General features: G+C 66.6%; 15 protein-coding genes. 7 read left to right on the top strand and 8 right to left on the bottom strand.

The genetic code is table 11. The features are described from left to right. Positions 1–26: 26 nt before the first annotated feature. The gene (locus HZY97_RS14325) at positions 27–704 is read left to right on the top strand and encodes an FCD domain-containing protein (protein WP_180145025.1); all 678 of its coding nucleotides are present in this window, start codon (positions 27–29) and stop codon (positions 702–704) included. On the opposite strand, the gene HZY97_RS14320 is transcribed toward HZY97_RS14325, so the two are convergent. Next, complete coding sequence (locus tag HZY97_RS14320) at positions 701–1,225, bottom strand: gluconokinase (protein WP_257215085.1); 525 nt, start codon at positions 1,223–1,225, stop codon at positions 701–703. The two genes, HZY97_RS14325 and HZY97_RS14320, sit on opposite strands and share 4 nt — an antisense overlap. Before the next feature lie 154 nt (positions 1,226–1,379). On the opposite strand from HZY97_RS14320, the gene HZY97_RS14315 reads away from it, so the two are divergent. After that, the gene (locus HZY97_RS14315; protein WP_257215084.1) at positions 1,380–4,436 is read left to right on the top strand and encodes a glycosyl hydrolase family 28-related protein; all 3,057 of its coding nucleotides are present in this window, start codon (positions 1,380–1,382) and stop codon (positions 4,434–4,436) included. A 114-nt stretch (positions 4,437–4,550) separates the two neighbouring features. Then, on the top strand, positions 4,551–7,535 hold the full coding sequence (locus tag HZY97_RS14310) for a TonB-dependent siderophore receptor (protein WP_180145024.1): 2,985 nt from the start codon (positions 4,551–4,553) through the stop codon (positions 7,533–7,535). Between the two features lie 191 nt (positions 7,536–7,726). On the opposite strand, the gene HZY97_RS14305 is transcribed toward HZY97_RS14310, so the two are convergent. From HZY97_RS14305 to HZY97_RS14275, 7 genes are all read right to left on the bottom strand, one after another. Further along, entirely contained in the window at positions 7,727–8,881 is a 1,155-nt protein-coding gene (locus HZY97_RS14305; RefSeq protein ID WP_180145021.1) for a glycoside hydrolase family 5 protein, read from the bottom strand. Between the two features lie 12 nt (positions 8,882–8,893). Beyond that, on the bottom strand, positions 8,894–10,384 hold the full coding sequence (locus tag HZY97_RS14300; RefSeq protein ID WP_180145018.1) for a sulfatase-like hydrolase/transferase: 1,491 nt from the start codon (positions 10,382–10,384) through the stop codon (positions 8,894–8,896). Positions 10,385–10,410: 26 nt separating this feature from the next. Next, positions 10,411–13,158, bottom strand: a complete 2,748-nt coding sequence (locus HZY97_RS14295) for a TonB-dependent receptor (RefSeq protein WP_180145015.1) — start codon at positions 13,156–13,158, stop codon at positions 10,411–10,413. Positions 13,159–13,354: 196 nt separating this feature from the next. Further along, the gene (locus HZY97_RS14290; protein WP_180145012.1) at positions 13,355–14,125 is read right to left on the bottom strand and encodes a FadR/GntR family transcriptional regulator; all 771 of its coding nucleotides are present in this window, start codon (positions 14,123–14,125) and stop codon (positions 13,355–13,357) included. Positions 14,126–14,246: 121 nt separating this feature from the next. Beyond that, on the bottom strand, positions 14,247–15,605 hold the full coding sequence (locus HZY97_RS14285; RefSeq protein WP_180145010.1) for an MFS transporter: 1,359 nt from the start codon (positions 15,603–15,605) through the stop codon (positions 14,247–14,249). After that, the gene (locus HZY97_RS14280; RefSeq protein WP_180145007.1) at positions 15,593–16,756 is read right to left on the bottom strand and encodes a mandelate racemase/muconate lactonizing enzyme family protein; all 1,164 of its coding nucleotides are present in this window, start codon (positions 16,754–16,756) and stop codon (positions 15,593–15,595) included. Before HZY97_RS14280 ends, HZY97_RS14285 begins: the two co-directional genes overlap by 13 nt. Continuing rightward, positions 16,746–17,414: a GntR family transcriptional regulator gene (locus HZY97_RS14275; RefSeq protein WP_180145004.1), complete on the bottom strand. Its 669-nt coding sequence runs from the start codon at positions 17,412–17,414 to the stop codon at positions 16,746–16,748. Before HZY97_RS14275 ends, HZY97_RS14280 begins: the two co-directional genes overlap by 11 nt. 97 nt (positions 17,415–17,511) lie before the next feature. Here HZY97_RS14275 and HZY97_RS14270 point away from each other — a divergent pair, with 97 nt between their 5' ends. The 4 genes from HZY97_RS14270 to HZY97_RS14255 all read left to right on the top strand — a co-directional run bounded on the left by HZY97_RS14270 (position 17,512) and on the right by HZY97_RS14255 (position 23,900). After that, positions 17,512–18,300 carry an SDR family NAD(P)-dependent oxidoreductase gene (locus HZY97_RS14270; RefSeq protein WP_218943074.1) on the top strand — a complete coding sequence of 263 codons (789 nt, stop codon included), beginning with the start codon at positions 17,512–17,514 and terminating at the stop codon, positions 18,298–18,300. Continuing rightward, positions 18,297–19,193, top strand: coding sequence for an SMP-30/gluconolactonase/LRE family protein (locus HZY97_RS14265; protein ID WP_180144998.1), 897 nt, complete (start codon positions 18,297–18,299; stop codon positions 19,191–19,193). Before HZY97_RS14270 ends, HZY97_RS14265 begins: the two co-directional genes overlap by 4 nt. A gap of 76 nt (positions 19,194–19,269) precedes the next feature. Beyond that, positions 19,270–20,964, top strand: a complete 1,695-nt coding sequence (locus HZY97_RS14260; RefSeq protein WP_180144995.1) for an arylsulfatase — start codon at positions 19,270–19,272, stop codon at positions 20,962–20,964. Between the two features lie 80 nt (positions 20,965–21,044). Further along, a complete protein-coding gene (locus HZY97_RS14255; RefSeq protein WP_180144991.1) occupies positions 21,045–23,900 on the top strand; it encodes a TonB-dependent receptor in 2,856 nt (951 codons plus the stop codon). Positions 23,901–23,903: the final 3 nt, after the last annotated feature.

Below are 23,903 nucleotides of genomic sequence, written 5' to 3'. Positions count from 1 at the left end.
GCATCGGAGAGAAGAAGAGGAGCGCCGTGCAGGAGGGCAGGCTCGCCGATCGCGCCTACACCGCGATCGTCGAAATCATCAACGAGGACGATCTGGCGGCCGGCGATCGCCTGCCGTCCGAAGCGCGGCTGGCGGAGTTGTTCGGCATGTCGCGCACGATCGTCCGCGAGGCGCTGGTGCGCTTGGCTGCCGACGGGATCACCGAAGCGCGGCGCGGCGCCGGTTCCTACGTCAAGCGCCGCCCCTCCGCCCGGCTCGGCTCGCACGTGCCGATGGACGGGCTGGCGGGCACGCTCGGCACCTATGAAGTCCGCTTCGTGCTCGAGGCCGAGGCCGCGCGGCTGGCGGCACAGCGCCGCTCGCATGAGCAGATGGATGCGATCGACGCGGCGCTGGAGGCGCTGCGCACCGCCTTGCTTTCCAGCGCTCCGGCGCATGACGAGGATTGGCGGCTTCACCGCGCGATTGCCGAGGCGACGGGCAACAGCGCCTTCACGTCGACCTTCGATCATCTGCAGCACGATGTGATGGGCATATTGCGCGCCGGCGTCGACATCTCGCGCTCGCGCCCGCCCGAAGTGATCGGCTCGATGATGGACGAGCATGACGCGATCGTCGACGCGATCCGCGCCCAGGACGGCGACGGCGCGGCGCTGGCGATGCGCTGGCATCTCTCGCAGGGCCGCAAGCGGCTGATGCCCTAGGGTAGACTGGTCCGTGCCCAGTGCAGCACGTCGCCGCGAAGCTCTTCGATCGGGCGGTAGCAATGCAGCGCCAGCGCGCGCTCGTCGGCCGTGGGGCGCTCCAGCGTGGCGAACTGGCTGTCGAGCAAACTGGGGGCCATGTAATGGCCGGCCCGCGCCGCCAGCCTTGGTGCGATCTCCTCGCGCTCGCCGTCGAGCAGCACGAAGGCGAGCGGCACGCCCGCAGCCTGTTCGAGCCGCTCGCGATAGCTGCGCTTGAGCGCCGAGCAGGCCGCGACCGCAACGCCGTCTGTCCGCACCGCCGCGCCGATCGCCGCGCCCAGCCGGTCGAGCCAGGGCCAGCGATCGGTGTCGTCGAGCGGCTCGCCCGCGCGCATCTTGGCGACGCTGCTCGCCGAATGGAAATCATCGCCCTCGAAAGCGGGGGCGCCGAGATGCGCGGCGAGATGCGCGACCAGTGTCGACTTGCCGCAGCCGCTCACGCCCATCGCGACGATCGCGCAGGGCGGCAACCCGATCATTTTTCGCTGCGCTTCCACGGTGTTCCTCACTTGGGATAGCACGCTAATGTTCGCAGGCGGGGGCTTTGACCATTGCGACCTTTGTCGCGGTCGCCGGGGCACTCGCGCGCGCGTATCGGCATGCTATTCAGGGCAGGACCAGGGTGGGACAGGGATGACCGGCACGATGCGCAGCGGGATCGCAGCATGGATGATCGCCGCGGCGATGCAGGTCTCGGGCGCGCAGGCGCAGCCGGCCCGCTCGGTCTATCTTACCGCACCCGCCGACCCCGCAGCCGTCACGGTCAAGGCGAAGGGCGACGGCATCGCGGACGACAGCGATGCGATCCAGGCCGCGATCGACGCGGCGGCCGCCAAGCCCGGCGGTGGACTGGTCTTCCTGCCCTCGGGCCGGCACCGCATCACCCGCACGATCTACATGTGGCCCGGCGTGCGGCTGTTCGGCGTCGGCAGGACGCGCCCGGTCTTCTATCTCGCGCCCGACACATCGGGCTTCCAGCACGGCATCGGCAGCATGGTCTTCTTCACCGGCAACCAGCCGAGCGGCGGGGCGCCGGGGCCGGGGGGCGTGCCTCTCCGCGGCAAGGTTGCGGTGCCGCCGCCGACCAGCGTGCCGTTCGACCCCGACATCGCCGACGCCAATTCGGGAACCTTCTATTCGGCGATGGCGAATGTCGATTTCGAGATCGCTGCGGGCAATCCGGCGGCGACCGGCGTGCGTTTCCACACCGCACAGCACGCCTATCTCGCGCATATCGACTTCCGCCTGGGCACTGCGCTTGCCGGCATCTACCAGGTTGGTAATCTCGGCATGGACCTGCGCTTCTTCGGGGGGCGCTACGGCATCCTGGCGGAGAAGACCTCACCCGCCTGGCAATATACCCTGCTCGATTCCACCTTCGAGGGGCAGCGTGACGCGGCTATCCGCGAGCATGAGGCGGGGCTGACCCTGGTCAACACGCTGTTTCGCAATGTCCCCGTCGGGATCGAGATCGACAAGGGCTATGGCGACTGGCTGTGGGGCAAGGACGTCCGCTTCGAGAATGTCGCCAAGGCGGGCGTGATCATCAGCAACGAAGGCAATGCCTATACCCAGATCGGCTTCGACAATGTCGTTGCCACCGGCACGCCGGTGTTCGCGCGCTTCCGCGAGAGTGGCCGCGCCGTCGCCGGCCCGGCGCCGCGCTACCGGGTCAAGGAGTTCACCTATGGCCTGACGCTCGCCGGGCTCGGTCAGCCGGGTGCGTTTGCCACCCGCATGGATGCCGCGCCGCTCGCGCGCCTGCCGGATCGCCGCGCCGCCGCGATCCGCGCCTTTCCTGACGTATCGGCCTGGACCAATGTCCGCGACCTTGGCGCCAAGGGTGATGACGCAACCGACGATACCGCCGCGATCCAGAAGGCGATCGACAGCCACCGCGTGGTCTATTTCCCCACCGGCTTCTACCGCGTCAGCGACACGCTCCGGCTGCGTCCGGACAGCGTCTTGATCGGCCTCCATCCGAGCCTGACCCAGATCATCCTTGCCGAGGATGTGCCGGCCTATCGCGGCATCGGCCCGGCCAAGGCGCTGGTCGAGAGCGCCAGGGGCGGCGATGCGATCGTCTCTGGGCTCGGCCTGTTCACCGGCGGCGTCAATCCGCGGGCGACAGCACTATTGTGGCGTGCCGGCGAAAAGTCGCTGGTCGACGACGTCAAGTTCCAGGGCGGCCACGGCACCAACCTTGCCGACGGCAGCCGCTTCGACCCGTACAACGCCACGCATACTGCCGACGCGGATCCGAAGAAGCGCTGGGACGGCCAATATGCCAGCCTGTGGGTCACCGATGGGGGCGGGGGGACCTTCAATGGACTGTGGACGCCCAATACCTATGCCCAGGCCGGGCTTCATGTCTCGGACACGAGCACACCGGGCGTGGTCTACCAGATGTCGGCCGAGCACCATGTCCGCGCCGAGATCGTCCTCGACCGGGTGCGGAACTGGCAGTTCCTCGCCCCGCAGACCGAGGAGGAGGCTGGCGAGAGCCGCAACACCGTCGCGCTCGAAGTGCGTAATTCGAGTGACATCCTGTTCGCCAATTTCCACGGCTACCGCGTCACTCGCTCGCTCCAGCCGGCGCCCACTGCAGTGAAGCTCTACGGATCGAAGGACATCCGCTTCCGCAACGTCCATGTGAATGCCGAAAGCGGCTTCTCGACCTGCGACGCCAATGGCTGCGGCACCTATCTGCGCGCGAGCAAATATCCCTACGCCAACGCGATCCAGGACGTGACGCGCGGGCTGGAAGTGCGCGAGCGCGAGTTCGCCGTGCTCGACGTGACCGACACGCCGGTACCCGCCGCCGCGCCTTCGCTGGTGCCGGTCACGCAGCTCGCCCAGGGCTTCTACGCGCTGGGTGGCGGCGCGGTGGACGCGTCGGGCAAGCTCTACTTCGTAGATCGCCAGTTCCACCGGATCCATGGCTGGTCGGAGAAGGAAGGCCTGTCGGTGGTCGCCGATGCGCCGCTCGATCCGGTCAACCTCGCGGTCGATTCCTCGGGCAGTCTGCTGGTGCTGTCGTCCGATGGCCCCGAGGCGACGGTCTACAGCCTCAAGCCCGGTGAGCAGGACGTGAAGCTGGTCGCGCCGACGCCGGCCGTCGATCACGCCCGTGCCCGCGTCGCGTTGCCCGGCAGCTTCTGGAACAATGGCGAGTTCCGCGACCAGTATGACGCGGCGACGGACCATTTCACCACGCTCGCTGAGATGTTCGCCCGCGACATGGCTGTGCCCAAGGCTCGCGAATATGTCTCGCCCGACGGCAGCCTGGTGCTGCCCGCCTTCCGCGTCTGGCAACAGGGTCCCGCCAACCATCTCGGCTGGCGCTTCTCCGACACGCTCGACACCTATGGCTGGGTCACCGGCAAGGTCGGCGAGCGCGTCTACGTCGCCAACGGATCGGAGGACCGCACCTATAGCGGGCTTCTCGGCGCCGGTGGCGCGGTGACGGAACTCAAGGTCTTCGCGGCACGTGGCGGCGAGAGCGTCGCCACGGGGCCGGACGGGCGCGTCTATGTCGCGAACGGGCAGGTCTTCGTCTACGATTCCGATGGCCGCGAAGCCGGGCGGATCGACGTGCCCGAACGCCCGCTGCAGCTGCTGTTCGGCGGTCCCGACGGGCGCACCTTGTTCATCCTCACCCACCACGCGCTCTACGCCGCGCACCCCTGACAACGCAGTCTGCGACCATGGTCGTAGATGTTGGGCGTGCCCCGATCGGCTAATGACCGGGGGCAATGGCGGACTGCCCCTCGAAGGGCAGCGCCGAAAAACAGGGGATGGATGATGATCGGATTTGCAACGGATCGCCGTGACCTGACGGCATTTTTTGGTACCGCTACCAGCCTTGCCGCGCTTGCCGCGGTTCTGGCAGCCGCGCCCGCCGCCGCGCAGACTGCGCCGGCTCCGGTGGCCCAGGAGGTCCCGGCCGACCAGAGCGACGCCGATGCCGACAAGCAGGACGGCCAGATCATCGTCACCGGCACCCGCATCCTGTCGAGCGGCTTCACCGCGCCGACCCCGACAACGGTGATCGGCGAGGAGCAGATCGCCAACAACGCCCAGCCGAACATCTTCAACACGATCGCCCAGCTGCCGTCGTTGCAGGGCTCGACCGGTGCCGCCACCGGCACGTTCAGCACCTCGAGCGGCCAGCAGGGCCTCAGCTCGTTCTCGCTGCGCGGCCTGCAGCCGATCCGCACGCTGACCCTGCTCGACGGCCAGCGCGTCGTCGGCGCCAATGTGACCGGCGTGCCCGACATCAGCATGTTCCCGCAGCTGCTGGTCAAGCGCGTCGACGTGGTCAATGGCGGTGCCTCCGCATCCTATGGCTCGGACGCGGTCGGCGGCGTGGTCAACTTCATCACCGACACCCGGTTCAAGGGCTTCAAGGCCAATGTCCAGGGCGGCATCACGCGCTATGGCGACGACAAGCAGGCGCTGGTCCAGGCGGCCTGGGGCGGAGCGCTGCTCGACGATCGCCTGCACCTGATCGCCAGCGGCGAATATGATCATGAGGACGGCGTTGGCCCCGGCGATTTCGGCACCGATCTCGCGGGCAGCCGCGACTGGTATCGCGCATCCACGCTGGTCAACACCGGCCAGGCCAATAACGGCACGCCGCAGTTCCGCTACCGCGACTATGCGCAGCCCTATCAATATGCCCGTTACGGCCTGATCAACAACGGACCGCTGCAGGGCATCGCGTTCGACGCCGCCGGCCAGCCCTATAATTTCGTCTATGGCTCGGCCGGCGTCCCGAACGGGACCGGCGGCGTTACGGGCTGCTTCTCCGGCAACGCTTTTTGCGTCGGCGGCGACCTGTCGGGTGCGCCCGGCGACGGCGCCTCGCTCAAATCGGCGCTGGAGCGGATCAACGGCTTCGGCCGGATCGGCTTCGACTTCGCCGAGAACAGCGAAATCTATCTGACCGTCAATGTGGCGAAGGTAACGACCAGCAACCAGCCAAGCCCGGGCTACAACCGCCCGAGCCTGACGGTGCAATGCGCCAACCCCTATGTGCCGCAGTTGGTGAAGGACCGCTGCGTCACCGCCGGCATCACCTCGTTCAGCTTCGGATCGAGCAACGCGAACTTCCCCGATCCCAAGGTCTCGACCGATCGGCGGCAATATCGCTTCGTCGGCGGCATCAAGGGCCAGATCGGCGGGTCCAGCTGGCATTATGACGCCTATTACGAGCACGGCACGACCATCTCGGACATCGATGTCGACACCATCGTGCTGCAGAACCGCTATGTCGCCGCGACCAATGCGATCTCGCTGAACGGCGCGATCGTCTGTGCCGACGCCACGGCGCGGGCGGCGGGGTGCCAGCCAATCAACATCTTCGGCAATGTCGCGCCCACCGCCTCGGCGCTTGCCTATGTCACGCCCGCCGCGGGGCCGTTCCAGCACACCAAGCTGACCCAGGACGTCGCCAGCATCAACTTCTCGGGCGAGCCCTTCGATCTGTGGGCAGGACCGCTCTCGGTCGCGTTCGGTGGCGAGTATCGCAAGGAATATTACCGGGTAAACGCCGATCCTTACGGCGCCGGCGTGTCAGCGATCAGCCCGAACAGTGCCGACTATCCGGCGGATCCGCTGCTCAACGCCACGCAGGGCAGCAACTGGGCAGCCGGCAACTACAAGAATGGCGGTGGCAAGTACGACGTGTACGAGGGCTTCCTCGAGCTCAACCTGCCGCTGTTCAAGAGCGACGGGATCGGCAGCGCCAACCTCAACGGCGCCGGCCGCGTCACGCACTACAGCACTTCGGGCACGGTCTGGGCGTGGAAGATCGGCGGCACCTGGGAGACGCCGCTCGACGGCGTCCGCCTGCGCGCCGTGACCTCGCGCGACGTGCGCGCGCCGAACCTGTCGGAGCTGTTCGCCGCACCGACGGTGACGACGCTGCCGAGCTTCAACAACCCGTTCCCGCCCGCCGGCGCGGTGCAGGCGTTCCAGAACACGATCGGCAATCCCGACCTGAAGCCGGAAATCGCGCGCAACACCGAGGTCGGCATCGTCCTGTCGCGGCCGAAATGGCTGCCGGGGCTGAGCCTGTCGGTCGACTATTATACGATCAAGCTGAACGGGGTGATCTCCAGCCTGTCGGCGCAGCAGATCGTGCAGTTCTGCTTCGACGGCAACCAGGCGTTCTGCGGCGGCTTCGTGCTGAACAGCCCGGTGCAGGGCGGCAATTTCATCAATGTCCAGCCGTTCAACCTGGCATCGTGGAAGACCAGCGGCTTCGATATCGAGGCGAGCTACCAGTGGCAGCGGCCGCTCGGCTTGCCGGGCAGCTTCACCCTGCGCGCGCTCGGCACGCATGTTCGTGAGTTCCTGGTGCGGGCAGGCATCGCCGGCGTCGATACGGTCGACCAGGCCGGCGCCAATACCGGCAATACGCCGGACTGGAAGTGGCTGGCGGTGCAGACCTATACCAACGACGCTTTCAGCATCACGCTCCAGCAGCGCTGGTTCAGCGACGGCGTGTTCGGCAACCAATATGTGGTGTGCACCACCGCCTGCCCGGCATCGACCGGCAACCATCCGACGATCGACTACAACAAGATGAAGGGCGCCTTCTATTTCGACGTGGGCGGCACGCTGAACCTGACGAAGAACATCAGCTCGTTCTTCAAGGTCGACAATCTCTTCGATCACGATCCGACGCCGGCGCCGCAGACCAATACCGGTCTCGACGTCAATCCGGCGCTCTACGACACGCTGGGCCGGACCTATCGCCTGGGCGTGCGCCTGAACTTCTGATCGCGATCAACCGACGTCCCCTCGGGTTGGCGAGACAGCCTCCATCACCGCGTGACGGTGGACGGCCCTGCCTCGCCAACTCCTTTTGCCGTGCAGGTGGCGAGCGCACCGGCGGGATCGGGTTTTGCTGCTCGGCCGCAGCGCGTTAGCGCCCGGTTTTACCTGATAGCCGGGAAGGCCGGCATCCCACGCTATTGTGGCCAGTTCGCATAGGCGTTCAGGATCTTGTTGCCGGGGCCGAAGCCGACATCGCCGCAGGACAGGTTCTGATACGCTGTCGGCAGCGGCGGAAACCCCTGGAACGCGCTGCCGAACTTGTTGCCCGAGAAATCCCAGGCAAAGGCCATCAGCCCGACCCGGTGGCTGCCGAGATAGGCGAGGAACTGGCCCGCCGCCTGGCCGGTATTCGGGCCGCAATAGAAGTTGGTGCTGGTCGTCCATTCGGTGACGATCACCGGGTGGCTGGCGGCGAAATTGCCGAACTTGGTGTCCCAGTCCGCCGAAGTCTCGCCGGCGGCGTCGTGCGCATAGGGGTGCGAGGCATAGGCGACCTGGCCGAGCGGATCGGTCAGGGCAGGGGCGCCGGAGAGGCGCTCGCCGAACAACAGGCCGTCGGCGACGACCACGTTGATCGCGCCGGCGTCGCGGATCGTCTGAATCGCGGCGTTGTACGAGGTGCGCCAGTCTTCCCAATTGGCGGCGGTGGCGCTGGGCTGCGGCTCGTTGAGGATTTCGAAGAAGACGCCGCGATCGTCGCCGAACTCGGCTGCGATCGTCGCCCATACCCGGCGGGTTGCGGCGTTGGGCAGTGGCGTGGGGGTCGTCTCGCCGCTCTGTTCCTCGTCCTGGATGCTGATCAGCACCGACAGGCCATGCGCCCGCGCCGCGCGCACCGCGCCGTAGAATTTGTCGCGGAACGCGGTATCGAACAGGCTGCTCTGCGGATCCATTCCCGGCTGCGAGACCTGCATCCGTACCGAATCGATGCCGAGGTCGTGCATCGCGTCATAATCGGTCGGCGTGTAGTTCTGATAGGCGGCGAGGAAGACGCCGTCCTGCGCTGCGGGCGGCGCGACGAACGCGATCTGCACCACGCCGCGCGGGATCCACGGATTGCCGCCACGCGTCAGCTGGCCGTCGATGATCTTGACCGCGGCCGCCTTGACCGTCGCCTGCGCAACGGGCGCTGCCACCGAGGAACTTGAAGCACCGATGCTTGCCGGCCGGGCATCGGGAGCGAGTTTCACCTCTCCGTTGCCGGCCGGGGATACGAGGCCGCCGAACTGCGCCCATGCACCCGCCGCGGCGATCACCGAGATGATTGCCGCACCTGCCCAATGCTTCATGATCCTTCTCCCTTATTGTTGTGGTTTTTGCGCTCCCAGCGTCGCCGACCAGGCCAGCAGGCGCTTGAGCAGCTTGTCGCGCACCGACGGCGTGCGCGCCGCGAGGTCCTTGGTCTCGCCGGGGTCGGCCTCGAGGTCGTAGAGCTGCACGGTCTTGCCGTCGGGCGTTGCGAGCAGCTTCCACTTGCCGTCGCGCACCGCGAGCGGCGGCGCGACATCGTGCGGGGCGAACGGGCCGCGCGGCTGCTTTTCGGCACCGGGCATCCCGAAGGACCAGAACAGTGCTGGGCGATTCACGAGCGCATCGCCCTCGAACAACGGCGACAGGTCGATCCCCGGCGTGCCCTCCCCTGGAGTTGCGCCGGCAAGATGGGCCAGCGTCGGCATCAGGTCGACGGCCTGGGCGACGCTGGTCTCGTCGCGCACGCCGGGCTTGATATGCCCCGGCCAGCGCAGGATCAGCGGCTGGCGCATCCCGCCTTCGTAAAGGCTGCCCTTGCGCCCGCGCAGTGCCAGCACGCTGCCCGGCGGCGTCGCGCCGTCCTTGTAATAGCGCTGCAGCGCGGAGGGGCCGTTGTCCGAAGTGACGATGATCAGCGTGTTCTCGGCCTCGCCCATGTCCTGGAGGCGATCGAACAGGTTGCCGAGCGTGCGGTCCATCTTCCGGATCGTCGCCAGATAGCGCTCGTCATCGGCATTGGCGCCCTTGCCCGCGACTTCATGCAGCGAATTGTCGTCGGGCGCCCAGGGGTCGTGGACGTCGTTCAGCCAGAGCTGGGCGAACCAGGGACCGTCACGATGCTTGGAGACGAATTCGAGCGTCTTCTCGGCATAAAGCTGGGTGAGGTTCGATTTGCGCTCGTAGAAGAAGGGACCCTGGCCGAGCCTGGCGGACTGGTCGGCGAGGCCACGCTCCTCGTCAGATACCAGCACGCGCGGGCCGAGCCCCTCGAAGGTGGTGAAGCTTTCGTCGAAGCCATAAGCGGTGGGCCAAGGGGCGTCGCCGACATCGCGCCCGCCGCCCATGTGCCACTTGCCGAAATGGCCGGTGGCATAGCCGGAAGCGTGCAGCATGCTGGCAAGATTGGTCACGCGTGGATCGAGCCAGTTCGCCTGGCCCATCGCCTTGTTCGCGGCGCGATCGTTGATGAAGGTGACGAAGCCGACTTCGGCCGGGAAGCGCCCGGTGAAGAGTCCCGCGCGCGACGGCGAGCAGATCGGCGCCGCGTCGTAGAAGCGCGTGAGCAGCAGGCCCTGGTTCGCGAGCCGATCGAGATTGGGGGTCTCGATCTTGCGATTGCCCATGATCGAGAGGTCGGCAAAGCCCATGTCGTCGATCAGCACGAACAGGATGTTCGGGCGGGTGTCCGCGCTTGGTGCCGGCGCCGGTGCTGCGGGCGGTGCCTGCTGCGCCGAAGCCGGGGAAAGCGAGCTGGTGGCCAGTGCGCAGGCCGCGAGCAACGCCGCACGCCCCAGGATCGACCGGTTTCGTCTCGCTTTCATACCCGAACTCCTTGTTCGCTGAATCTTCAGAAGCTGGTCCGCAATCCGAGCGTGACCAGGCGGCCCTGATACACGCTGAGCTGGGTCAGGCCATTGTTTGCCGAATTGCGATAGTCGGGCACCCAGCGCCGCATCCGCGCCTTGGTGAGATTGGTGACCGACCCGATCAGCCGGACGCCGCCGGCAAGGTTCACGCCGCCGCTCAGGTCGAGCTGCCCGTCGGGCTGCTCCTGATAGCTGTTGAAGAAGGCGCGCAGATACGGATCGAAGTGGCGATAGGCGAGGCGGATATCGAAGGTCTTGTCGCTGTAGTAGAGCTGGCCGTTGATCACGAACTTGGTGAACTGATCGGGCGTCACGGGCGCCGTGGTGCCGACCGCGGTGTTCGCCGCGCCGCTGTTGTTGATGATCGACACCGCAGTCTGGTCGATATCGGTGCCGTTGTAGTTCAGGTTCATCTGCACGCCGAAATTGCGCAGGAAGCCGGGCAAGAAGCTCAGGTCCTGCCGTACCGTGAACTCGACGCCGCGGATCATCTGCATCTTCGGGTCGTTCATCGTCGTCTGGATGATCGCGGGCACCACGCTGCCATCGGTCAGCGTGACGTTCGTCGATTCCGAGAACGGGACGAGGAAGTTCTTGAGATATTTGACGTAGCCAGCGACCGCGATGTTGGTCGAGCGGCTCGGCGCCCACTCCATGCTGACGTCGACACCGTTCGAGGTGAAGGGCGCCAGGTTCGGATTGCCGCGATTGATCGTCAGCACCCCGCTGGGCACCGTGGTCAGGTCGACCGCCGAGCTGACCGCGAGATCGTTGAACTGCTGGCGCGACATCGTCTTCGAGAAGGCGAAGCGGGCGAGCAGCGTGCGCGAGATGTCGTAGCGGACGTTCAGCGACGGCAGCAGATAGCGATAGGTGTTCTTGAAGCTGAGCTGCTGGACGTTCGCCGGCGTGGTGCCCGATTGTCCCTTCACCCCCAGATCGGTGGAGATCCAGCGCAGGCCTGCATTGCCGCTCAGCGGGCCGGTGTGGAAATTGGCCTGGGCGTAGAGCGCGATCGTGTCTTCCTTGATCCGGAAGTCGCCGGCGATGTCGTTGGCGAACTGGTTGGAGAAGGTGACGCCCGGTGCCGTCTTGAGATTGAGCAGCTTGCCGAGATCGAAATAGGGGAAGTTCGTTGCGCCGCCGCCGCCGAACAGGCTGGCGATGTTCGCAAACGGGTTGGTCGGCAGCTGGAGATAGTTCCCGTCCAGGTCGGGCCGGGTCGGCAGCGTCGCCCAGCTCCACTGGGACGCGTCGACGGCGTTGGTGTGATTGCGCTCCTCGAAACGCGCACCGAACTGGATCGACTGGAGGAAGCCTTCGGAGTCCGGCTTGTAGGCGAAGTCGCCTCGGGCCGTCTTGATGCTATCGTTGACGCGCGTGTAATTGTCCTGGAGCTGCGACAGCGCATAATCATCGGCGGTCAGCGGATTGAAGGTGATCGCGATCGCGTCGGGGTCGCTGATGTCATAGCTGATCGGCTGCCGCTGGTTGGCCGCGGCCGCGCCATCGGTTTCCACTGTCGCCTGGGGCGAATGGAGGCGGCGGGTAGCTTTGAAATAGCTCAGGTCGAGCGCCGCAGTGAGCGGGCCGGTTTCATAGGCGAGGTTGAGGCCGCCGCCGAAGGTATGATCGACCTGGCGCGATTCATTGTAGATGCCGCGATAGAGCGCGGTCTGGCCGCTAAAGGCCTGTGCGGTGTTGGTGCTGTCCACGCTTGCGCTGGTCGCCGCACCCAGGCCGGTACCGTTGAAGATGTTGTTCGCGAAGAAGCGGGTCGGGCCGTTGTAGAGCCGGTCGACGATGAAGATGCCGTCCAGCGTCGCCTTGAGGCCGTTGCCGCCATCCCACTGCACCGCGCCGATCGCCGAGTGGCGCACATCGTCGTTGAAGTTCGAAGTGACGCCGACATTGGTGGGCAGCGCGTCCGCCTTGCCGTCGGCGTTCAGATCGGCGCGCGGGCCGGTGCCCAGGCGCCAATTGTCGACCTGCACGCCCGCGAACCCCGAATATTGGTGCAGGAACGAATAGGTCGCGGAGACTGCCAGCGTATCGGTGAGATGGCCGACATAAGTCGCCTCGGCGCGGGCGCCGACATCGCCGTAGCGGCGGGCATCGCTCAGCGAGCGGGCATTGTCCTGGAACAGCGTGCGCCCGACCAGCGTGAAGCCGTTGCGCTTGCTGGTGAGCGGGCGGATCGTGCGCATGTCGAGCACGCCCGCCACGCCGCCTTCCATCGTGGCGGCATCGGGCGTCTTCTGGACATAGGCGCCGGCAATGCCCTCGGTCGGCAGCTGCGCCAGCTCGAGCCGGCGGTCACCGCCGCTGCCGCTCGGAAGCACGCGCCCGTTGACCGTGATCAGCGTGAGATCGGGGCCGAGGCCACGGATCGACACGGCGTTGGGGCCGCGCGGATTATCGTTGGAGCTGACGCCGGTGATACGAACCAGCGAGTCCGCGATCGAAGCGTCGGGCAGCGCGCTGATGTCATCGGCGCTGATACCATCGACGATCACCGCTGAATCGCGCTTCACGCGCTCGGCATTCTCGAGCGCCGCGCGCGTGCCGGTCACGACGATGCTGTCCTGAACGCCGGTCTCGGGCGGGCCGGCCTGGTCGACGCCGGAAGCGTCGGTCACGGGCTCCGGCGCGGTCTGCTGCGCCTGGGCGGGTAGCTGCGCCATCGCCAGCAAAGAGACGGTCGTCAGCGCAAAATAGCGGCCCTTCATATCATCCTCCCCACGACGCCATCTGCGGCGTTCATGGGCTTCACCTACCGCGCCGAAAGCGGCTCGACAACAATTATATGATCAAACTTATAGGTAGGATGTCCAAATATCGCTACTTCACTGCCCATATTGATCAAATTGGCTGGTTGAGGGTTTGCCGAGGCGCTGTTCCGATGCGTTTCCGCATTGGCCGACGCTAGATGCGGGACGTGGTGGGAGTGACCGCGGACTCGGTCGCCCGCTCGAACCGGGCCGATTCGCAGTCGAACAGCTTGCGCATCGCGCGATGCGCATCGTCCGGCGCGCCCGAGGCGATCGCGACGAGAACGGCGACATGATCTGCAACGTCGGTCTGCAAGGGGCGGCTGGTCCGGCAAACCGGGATCCGCAGCGCCGGCGCGATCACTTCGCTATACCGGGTGAAGAAGGGGTTGTTGGCGCCCCGAAGCACGGCGAGATGAAAGGCAATCCGGGCCTCGGTCGCGTCCGCGCCGTGATTCTCGTGCGCGAGGATTGGCTTGAGCGCGGCCTGGATTGCGGAGATTTGTGCTGGCTGCGCACCTTGCGCGGCGAGCGCCGCTGCCTGCGGCTCGAGTGCGGCGCGAAGTTCGTGGAGCTTGCGCAGCAGCGCGGTGGGCTGGCTGCTGTCGGCGAGCCAGCGCAGCACGTCGGGATCGAACAGGTTCCAGCTTTCGAACGGCAGGACGAAATTGCCGAGGCGCGGCCGCGAAGCGATCAGGCCCTTGGCGCTGAGCATCTTCACTGCCTCGCGCGTCACCGAGCGGCTGACGCCATATTGCTTCGTCAGCTCGTGATCGGTCGGAAAGGGCTTGTTCCGATAGGCGCCGTCGATCAGTGCGCGGCCGACCGTATCGAGCAGCGCGAAGGCCAGCGTCTCCCCCGGCTGGCCGCGCAGCAACGGAGCGCCGCGGCTGTCGCCAAGCGGGGCGGGGATCAGGACCGACATGCCGAGCAGATCGGGCCCGGCATGTCGCCGGTGTGATGGAGTGCCGCTCCGACGGACAGCACAGCCGCGAGCACGACCACGCCCGCCAGGAACAGCGTTGCTCGGAGCGTCGCGCGGGACATCAGCCGGTCGCCGTCAGTTGTTCGAGGCTGCCGCGTCCGCTGTCGAACATCGGCACGCGGCTGACCACCAGCGCCAGCAGCAGCATCGGGAAGGCGAGCAGGGTGATATATGCCTGGAAGCCGATCCCGGCGAGCGCGATCGGGACCAGGAAGATGTTCGCCGAAATCGCCAGCCGGCAACACGCGTTGCACACGCCCTGCGAGCGTCCGCGCAGATGCGTCGGGAACAGCTCGCTCGCCCATACCCAGCCGAGCACGGCCGTGCCCATCCAGTTGACGAAGCTGATCGCGAAATAGCCGCCGACCAGGACGGTCGTGTTGTGGCCGGCGAACAGCCCCATGACGAGGGCAATCGCGGCATAGGGGAGCGCCGAGAGATAGCAGAGCGTGCGCCGCCCGATGCGATCGATCAGCGTGGCGCCGACCAGCGTGCCGAGCAGGCTGGTGAACCATACCGAGGCGCTGAACAGCAAAGTCGCCTGGGTCGACAAGGCGCCGACGCTCTTGAGCACCAGCGGCGTCGCGATCGAGGAGATCGAGCCCGAGAAGCAGTTGAGCATGAACACCAGCGACACCAGCAGCACGCGCTTGAGGTGCGGGCGGGCGAACAGTTCGCCATAGGAGCCGCGGTTGCGCGGCGCGGTCGACAGCATCTCGGGCGTCGCCTCAATGCCGAACGCGGCGAATGCCTGGCGCGCTTCGTCCACCCGTCCGCGGGCGAGCAGCCAGCGCGGGCTTTCGGGCAGGCCCTTGCGCCCGAGCAGGATCAGCAGGGCAGGCAGAGCGGCAAGGCCGAGCATCCAGCGCCAGGCCTGATCGCCGAACCAGGCGATGAGGGGCAGCGCGATCAGCGTCGACGACATCGCGCCGAGAATCCACATGATGTTGAGCAGCGATCCCTGGATCCGTCCGCGCTGCCGGCGTGGCGCGATCTCGGCGAGATAGGCGGTGCTGGTCGGGATATCCATGCCGACGCCGACGCCGACCAGGAAGCGCATGATGAAGAGCTGGGTCGTGTCGGTGACGAAGGCCGAGCCGAGCGCGAAGGCGACGAAGAAGAACAGATTGGCGATGAAGATCGCGCGGCGGCCGATCCGGTCGGACATGTCGCCGAAGACGAGCAGGCTGACCATCGCGCCGAGGAAGGTCGAGGCGCCGAGCAGGCCGACTTCGCTGGCGGACAAATGGAAGTGCGGCTGGATGAAGATCAGCGCGGCGCCCATCACGAGCAGGTCATAGCCGTCGATGAACTCGCCAAAGGCAACGAGCAGCGCGGCCTTGCGCTGCTGCGGCGAAAGCGGCTTCTCGTCGAGCGCGGCGAGCGGATCGCCGGCGCCTCCCCGCGTCAGCTGATCCATGTCCCCTCCTGAAGCTCTTTGGTGCCGGTGCGGGTGGCTTGCCACTGCCGGACGCCGTAGCGTTCGGCCACCGCCGCCTGCAGCGTCACCCCCAGGCCGGTGCCGCCCGGTGCCGCGATCGTGCCGCCGCGCACCTGCTGCAGATCGGCGTCGACCAGCTCCGCGAACAGCGGCGTCTCGTCGAACTGGACCTCGAGGCTATGGAGTTCGGGTACCGCCGCGCACAGGTGCAGGCTCGCGGCGTGGCAGATCGGTCCGCTCGGATTGTGCGGGGAGAAGCCGATGCCGGCGCCGCGCAGGGTTTCCGCCAGCCGCAACACCTCGGCCAGCCCGCCGACATATTTGATGTCGGGCATCATCACGTCATAAGCGCCGGCGCGCAGATAGGGTGCGAAACCCTCGACGCCGATCCCGGTCTCAAGCCCCGCGAGCAGGATGTCATGCCGGTTCGCGGTGCGACGCAGCCTCGCGATCGCCTCGGCGGTGGCTGGCGTCTCGACCAGCGGGCACTCGATCCAGTCGACGCCGAGTTCCGCAGCAGCGGCGATGACGCGCTCGGCTGTGCCGGGGTCGAAGCGCCAGTGGCAATCGATCATCAGGCGGATGGTGGGACCGGTGGCCTCGCGAACGGCGGCAAGGCGCGCGAGACCGGGGACCAGCGTCTTCGCATCCGATCCCGGAAGGACCTCGTCAAAAGGAGCGAGCTTGATTGCCTTGTGCCCCGCGGCGATCGCGGCGCGGGCGCTTTGCGCGAACGCCTCGGGGCGGCGCTCGCGGGTCCGGCGATTGATATTGGCGTAGACGGGCACCTCCGCCCGCTGCGTGCCGCCGAGCGCCTCGGCCAGCGCGACACCCTGGCGCCGCGCCGATATGTCCCACAGTGCCTGGTCGAGGGCGGAAAGCGCCGCGGCTTCGGGCAGGCTGGCGGGAAGGCGCCGCGGCAAGCCGCCGGGGTTGAGGTCGGGCAGGGCGAATGCGATTGGCGCAAGCCGTGCCGCCGCTTCGGCAATCTCGGCTTCGTGTCCGGCAAGGCTCGCCTCGCCGACACCGCGCAGGCCCGCCTCGGTTTCCACCTCGAGGAACGTCCAGCGCGTCTTGGGAGTAACTTCTACCGTGCTGAGAGAAAGGATCCGCAGCCGGTCAGGTCGCATCGATTGGACTCGTTCCCGTCGCGCGCAACACTTCCAGGCGGTTGAGCAGATCGAACTTCGCCTTGATCACATGCGCGCCCATCAGCGTCCCGGCCGCATCGACGTCGTTGCGCCTGAAGGCATGGAGCAGGTGGCGGTGATCGCTCACCACATTGGTGTAGCGCTCCGGCGCATACCCCACGCGCTGCCAGAGCGCGCCGATCAGCCACCAGTGGCGATTGATGATGCCAACCGCTTCCGGATTGCTCGCAATATCGTTGATCGCACCATGGAGCAGGCGGTTCTGGGTCAGCGCGCCGGTATAGTCCTCGGCATCGAGGCTGGCCTCCATCTCGTCTTCGATGGTCTCGAGCTGCCGCAACTGGGCGGGGGTGATCAGCTGGGCAGCCTGGCGGACCAGCATCGTCTCCAGTGCAGCGCGCGTCGAGAAGAGCTCCTCGATGAACTTGGCATTGAACTGGCGGACGCGCGCGCTGCGGCCCGGGCCGGTTTCCAGCACCCCGGCGCCCTGCAGCCCGCGAACCGCTTCGCGAATCGGCATGTGGCTGGCGTCGTAGCGCGCCGCGAGATCGTCGAGCGTCAGGCGCGCGCCGAACGGCAGCGTGCCCGATGCGATGTCGGCGAGAATGCGTTCCTTGATATCGCTATGCTGAGCCACAGCCACTCCACTTCTGATCAATCTGTTGACGAAAACGGCGACATAAGTCAATCAATGCGGGCAATTTGATCAAATGAGGTGCGAATTGGCCGCTCCGATGTATCTTGATGGCTTCGACCTTGGTGGCAGGCAAGCGCTTGTCACCGGGGGGAGCATCGGCATCGGCCGCGCCATCGCGCTCGCCCTGGCGCAGGCCGGCGCCAATGTCGCGATTCAGTTCGATCCGAAATCCGATTCGGCAGTCGCGCGCGAAGGCGCCGCGGACGAAACCCTGTCCGCCATTCAGGCGCGCGGGCGGACCGCGTTGGCGATCCCGGCCGATTTCGAGACGCCGGACGCTGCCCGCGATTGCTTCGATCAGGCGCGCGCGTCGCTGGGCGCGATCGACATACTGGTACTCTGCGCCTCGGTGCAGACGCGGCTGGCGTTCGACGAGATCACGCCCGCGCTGATCGACCAGCACGTCGCGGTCAATTTTGCAGCGAGCATCGCGCTGCTCCAGGCCGCGCTGCCCGGCATGGCGGCAGCGGGCTGGGGGCGGGTGCTCTCGATCGGCAGCGTCAACGCGGTGCGGCCCGACCCGGAACTAGCCGTCTATGCCGCGCTCAAGGCGGCGCAGCACAATCTCATCGTCAATCTCGCGCAGGTGCATGCGCCGTCCGGGGTCACGCTCAACACGCTCTCGCCCGGGCTGATCGCCACCGACCGCAATCGCCACCGGCGCGAGGATGCGGCGGCGTGGCAGGCTATCGTCGGCGCGGCCAATCCGATGGCGCGCGCGGGGACGCCCGAGGATGTGGCGGGCGCGGCGCTGCTGCTCTGCTCGCCCGCAGGCGGCTTCATCACCGGCATCGACTTCCCCGTTGCCGGGGGCGCGCAACTATGACCGGGCGGGTCGCCACAGCCGTCGCCAGCAGCGACACGCTGGGCGAGTGCGCCACCTGGAGCGTGCGCGAACAGGCGCTCTATTGGGTCGATATTCGCGGACCGCTGCTGCACCGCTTCGATCCGGCAAGCGGCGCGTATCACAGCTGGCCCTTGCCCGAGCTGTGCGGCGGCATCGTGCCGATGGCGGACGGCGTGATGCTCGCGTTGCGGCGGGATCTGGCGAGCTTCGATCCACGATCGGGCGCGCTGACGAAATGGTGCGAAGTCGAACCCGAAGCGCTCGGCAACCGGCTGAATGAAATGCGCTGCGACCGGCAGGGCCGAGTCTGGGTCGGCAGCATGCGCGACTATGCGATGGCGACGACCGGATCGCTGTACCGCGTCTCGGCCAGCGGGCAGGTGGAGGCGGCTCTTGCCGACATCACCATACCGAACAGCCTGGGCTGGAGCCCGGACGGGCGGACGATGTACTTCGCCGACACTGCCCAGGGTTCGGTGCATGCCTATGCCTATGATCCCGAGCATGGCGTCCTCGGCGCAATGCGTGTCCTGATCGAGGAGGGCGCGCTGCCCGGGCGGCCGGATGGCTGCGCGATCGATGCCGAGGGCCATGTCTGGAGCACCCGCGTCGGCGCCGGGCTGGTGGTGCGGGTCGCGCCCGATGGCCGCATCTCCGACCAGATCGAACTGCCGGCGAGCCAGCCGACCTCATGCGCGCTCGGCGGAAGCGATCTGCGCACCCTGTACATCACCACTGCCCGGCAAAAACTGGAGGAAGCGGCGCTGCGCGCGCAGCCCGAGGCCGGGAATCTGTTCGCCGCGACAGTGGCGGTTCCGGGACTGGCGGAGCCCGCGTTCGCGCCGGAGCGGGCCGCCGCGCGCATTGCCTGAGCCGAAAAGTTTCTGACGAGAAGGATGTAAGATGTCGTCTGCGTACAAGGGTCGCGAAACCACGGCGTTCGGGCGGATGAGCCGGCGTAGGCTGCTGGGCGGCGCGATGGCGGCGGGGGTGATGGCGCTTGCTGCCGGTGCCCCGGTTGCCGCGGCCGGCGCGCCCGCGCGACCCAATGTCGTCGTCATCCTCGTTGACGATATGGGCTTCTCCGACATCGGCCCGTACGGCAGCGAGATACCGACGCCGAACCTCGACAAGCTTGCCGCCGGCGGACTGAAGTTCAGCCAGTTCTACAATACCGCGCGGTGCAGCTGCTCGCGCGCCGCACTGCTGACCGGCACCTATCCGCATCAGGCGGGGATGGGGCATCTCGAGGCGATCGCGGTGCCGGAATCGCAGGGCATCCACGGCAAGCTCGAAGACCGGGTGGTGACGATGGCCGAGGTGCTGAACAGCGCCGGCTATTTCACCGGCATGGCGGGCAAATGGCATCTCGGCATGTCGCGCGGCGTCGGACCGTGGCAGCGGGGATTCGACCGCTCGATCGCCTCGCCTGAGGGCGGGATCTATTATCCCGACCAGGTCAATGGCCAGGGCAAGCGTCCGAACCTGTTCATCGACGGCACCAAATATGAGGCCGCTGCGCCGGAGGTGGGCGAAGGCGAATGGTATTCGCCCGATCTGTTCGTCGACTGGGACAGCAAGTTCATGGCCGAGGCCAAGGCGCATGGGAAACCCTTCTTCCTCTATCTGCCCTTTGTCAGCGCACACTTCCCGCTGATGGCGCCGCCCGAGGACATCGCCCGCTTCAAGGGCAAGTACATGGCCGGGTGGGACGCGATCCGGAAGCAGCGGCTTGAGCGCCAGAAGAAGCTGGGCGTCGTCACGCCCGACACGAGGCTGCCCGAGCGGCTCGCCAACACCTATGACTGGGAGAAGCTGCCCGCCGAGGCGCGCGAGCGGTTCGACACGATCATGGCGATCTATGCCGCGATCATCACGCGGATGGACCAGGCGGTTGGCACGATGGTGCGGCGACTGCGCGACGCCGGCGAGCTCGACAATACGCTGATCCTCTTCCTGTCGGACAATGGCGGCAATGCCGAGAGCGGACCGGATGGACGCACCCAGGGTCCGGGGGCGCCGGGCACGCCGACATCGACCGTGTTCGCGGGCATGGAATGGGCGACGCTGCAGAACACGCCCTTCCAGTATTTCAAACATTATACCGAGGAAGGCGGCATCTCGACGCCGCTGATCGCGCATTGGCCGAAAGGCATCGCGCCGCAGCTGCGCGGCAGCTGGAACCGCACGCCGGCGCATCTGGTCGACATCATGCCGACCGTACTGGAAGCGACGGGCGGGCAGTATCCGCAGAGCTTCAACGGCAAGGCGATCGTGCCGATGCAGGGCGTCAGCCTGGCGCCGGCGTTCGCGGGCAACGCGGTGTCGCGGGGCAAGCCGATCTTCTGGGAGCATGAGGGCAATCGCGCTGTGCGCGACGGCAAATGGAAGCTCGTCGCGCGGTTCGAGAAGCCCTGGCAGCTGTTCGACATCGATGCCGACCGCACCGAGCTCAAGGACCTGGCAAAGGCCCAGCCCGCCCGCGTGGCGGCGATGGCCGCGGCCTGGGATGCCTGGGCCAGGGCGAGCTACGTCGATCCGTGGAAGGACGAATACGACGTCTATCTGAAGAAGGGGCCGCGCCGGAACTGGGGCGGCGGCGAGGTTCCGCAGCATCCCGAATGGATGGACCGCACCGACTGAGGTGCGGCCGCGATCCGGCATTTCTTTCGTGAAGAAAAAGGCGCGCCACCAAGGACGCGCCGAGATTAGGGGAGAGAGACGTGAAACTGGAGGCAAGACTCGGCATTTCCGCGATCGCATTGATCGCATCCATTCAGGCCGCGGCGGCCCAGGAGCAGACCGCCCCGGCCGACACCGCGGCGCAGGCGGAAGCGCCGGCGCCGGCGGAAGACGGACAGATCACCGTCACCGGCATCCGCGGATCGCTGGAGAAGGCCGCGGCGATCAAGAAGGACGCCATCCAGGTCGTCGATTCGATCGTCGCGCAGGATATCGGCAAGTTCCCCGACCCAACGACCGCCGCCGCGCTCCAGCGCGTGCCGGGCGTGCAGGTGCAATATGATCGCGGCAACGAACTGGGCAGCGTGCGCATCCGCGGCCTGCCGGACACGCTGACCACCGTGAACGGGCGCGAGGTGTTCACTGCCACCGGGCGCAATTTCAACCTGCAGGACCTGCCCGCCGAAGCGCTCGCGCGGGTCGACGTGGTCAAGTCGCAGACCGCGGACCTGATCGAGGGCGGGCTGGCCGGCAATATCGACCTGCAGCTCAACCGGCCTTTCAATTTCCGCAAGCCCACGGTCGTCATCAACGCGCGCGGCAATTATGGCGCGCGGGTCAATGAGATCAATCCGCAGTTCGGCGCGCTGGTCACCGACCGCTGGAACACCGGCATCGGCGAGATGGGGCTGCTGGTGAACGGCACCTGGAGCAAGACCTACAGCTACCAGCCCGAATCGACGATGGCCGATCCGCGCACCACGGCGACGGCACCGCTCAACACGGGCGCCGCGACCAACTACATCCTGCCGAGCATTTTCCAGAACATCAGCCAGTCGGGCCTGATCTGGCACAGCCAGGTGAACGCGTCCTACCAGTGGCAGGTCTCGCCGGCGGTGCAGTTCTACATGGACGGGCTCTACGCCTCGACCGTCAACAAGATCAGCTATTCGGGGGGCGGCAACCTTCAGCCCTATACGACGAACAGCAAGATCAGCGACATCGTGGCGTCGCCCGACGATTGCTACACCGCGCGCTTCAATGCCGCAGGCCAGAATGCACCGGTGGTGACCGGCACCGACGGCCAGCCCTACATCATCGCAAAGCCGGTCAACGCGACCGATCCGCTGCCTTACACCGTCCAGAACCTGTGCTTCGTGCGCAAGGCGACGATCTCGAATGCGGTGATCAACCAGACGACCCACGCCGACAATTTCAACACGCGCAACAAGATGGTCGCCGGCGGGCTCAACTATGAAGTCGAGCGCGCCCGGGCGAGCATCGATGTCGCCTATCAGACCTCGAATAATTACGACGAGTCCGTCACTGCCGATGTCGGCCAGCGGCTGCCCACCGTCTATATCGACACCGATGTCGACGGCGAGCCGCGGCTGACCATTCCGGGCGATTACCTCTCGCGGCGTGACACGCTCTACCTGCGCAACAGCATCTCGCAGAATTACCAGAAGAGCGACGGCAGCCTGTTCGCAGCGTCGGCCAAGGGTTCGTACGAGCTCGACTCGATCCTGAAGAAGCTTGAGTTCGGCATCCGCTATGCCGACCGTTCGGCGCGCTATCAGCAGTATCGCGCCGTCACCGCGCTCCCGGCGGGCTTCGGCAATCTCGGCACCGCGAGCGAGGCGACGGCGAAGCGTGTGATCGACCTGCCGCTGCCCGCGGATTTCCTCGAATTCGGCCCCGCGGCGCCGGCGATCAATGGCGGCGAGAGCTTCCTGGTGCCGAGCGCCGACTTCCTGCGCAGCGAGCGTGGGCGCGATATCCTGCGCGGCATCTTCAAGCTACCGCTCGGCAAGCCGGCCTATGATCCCACTCGCCAGTTCGACGCGAGCGAGAAGGTGCTCGCGAGCTATGCGCAGGCCAATTACTCGATCCCGTTCGGTGGGGACGTGAAGCTCGACGGCGTGCTCGGCCTGCGCGTCGCGCGGACCGACCGCGACGTCACCACCTTCCGCGCGGTGACCACCGGCGGTGTGACCAGCTATGTGCCGGTGGCGAACAGCGAGACCGATATCGACATCCTGCCCAATGCGAGCGCCCGGCTTGCGCTGGGCGGCGGCATCCAGCTGCGCGCGACCTATGCCAAGACGGTGCGGCGGCCGGATTTCACGCTGCTCAACCCGTCGCTGCAGCTGACGATCTCGCCCAACCCTTTCCTGGTCAACACCGGCAGCGCGGGCAATCCCGATCTCCAGCCGCAAAAGTCGGACAGCTTCGACGTCAGCGCCGAATATTACATCAAGAACGGCTACATCGCGGTGACCGGCTATTACCGCAAGCTGCGCAACCGCGTGATTAACTCGCCGTCGAGCGAAGTGATCGGCGGCGTCACCTACAGCGTCACGCGTCCCCGCAACGTCGGCGAGGCTGCGTTGAAGGGCGTCGAAGTCAGCGGCCAGGTCTTCTTCGATTTCCTGCCGGGGGCCTTGTCCGGCCTCGGCGCATTCGGCGCTTTCACTTATGCCGATACCGAGATCCAGGGCAACGACGTGCTCGTCGGCAACCCGCTGCAGGGCGTCTCCAAATATAATTACACGGCCGGGATGCTCTACGAGAAATACGGGCTGAGCGGGCGCGTGGTCTATACCTATCGCTCGGAAGCCTGGCAGGAGGATCAGACCGGCAGCCTGGCGCTGCGCCCGATCGATCCGGCGCGGGCCAATGTCGCCTATGTCCCGGTGATGTTCCGCTGGATGCGCCCCAACGGCCGGCTCGACTTCAGCCTGGGCTATGATCTCAACGACAATGTCCGCATCGATGTCGGCGGGACCAACATCACGCGGCAGAAGAACCAGACCTATTGGGGCGTGCCGTTCGCCAACTCGCAGACCTTCGCGATCGAGACGACCTACACCGTCGGCGTGCGCGTGAAGCTCTGAACG

The organism is Sphingomonas sp. R-74633 (assembly GCF_013416555.1).
Taxonomy (GTDB): Bacteria; Pseudomonadota; Alphaproteobacteria; order Sphingomonadales; family Sphingomonadaceae; genus Sphingomonas.
The sequence above is the reverse complement of the archived record's forward strand: the minus strand, read 5'-3'. Positions and strand labels throughout refer to the sequence as shown.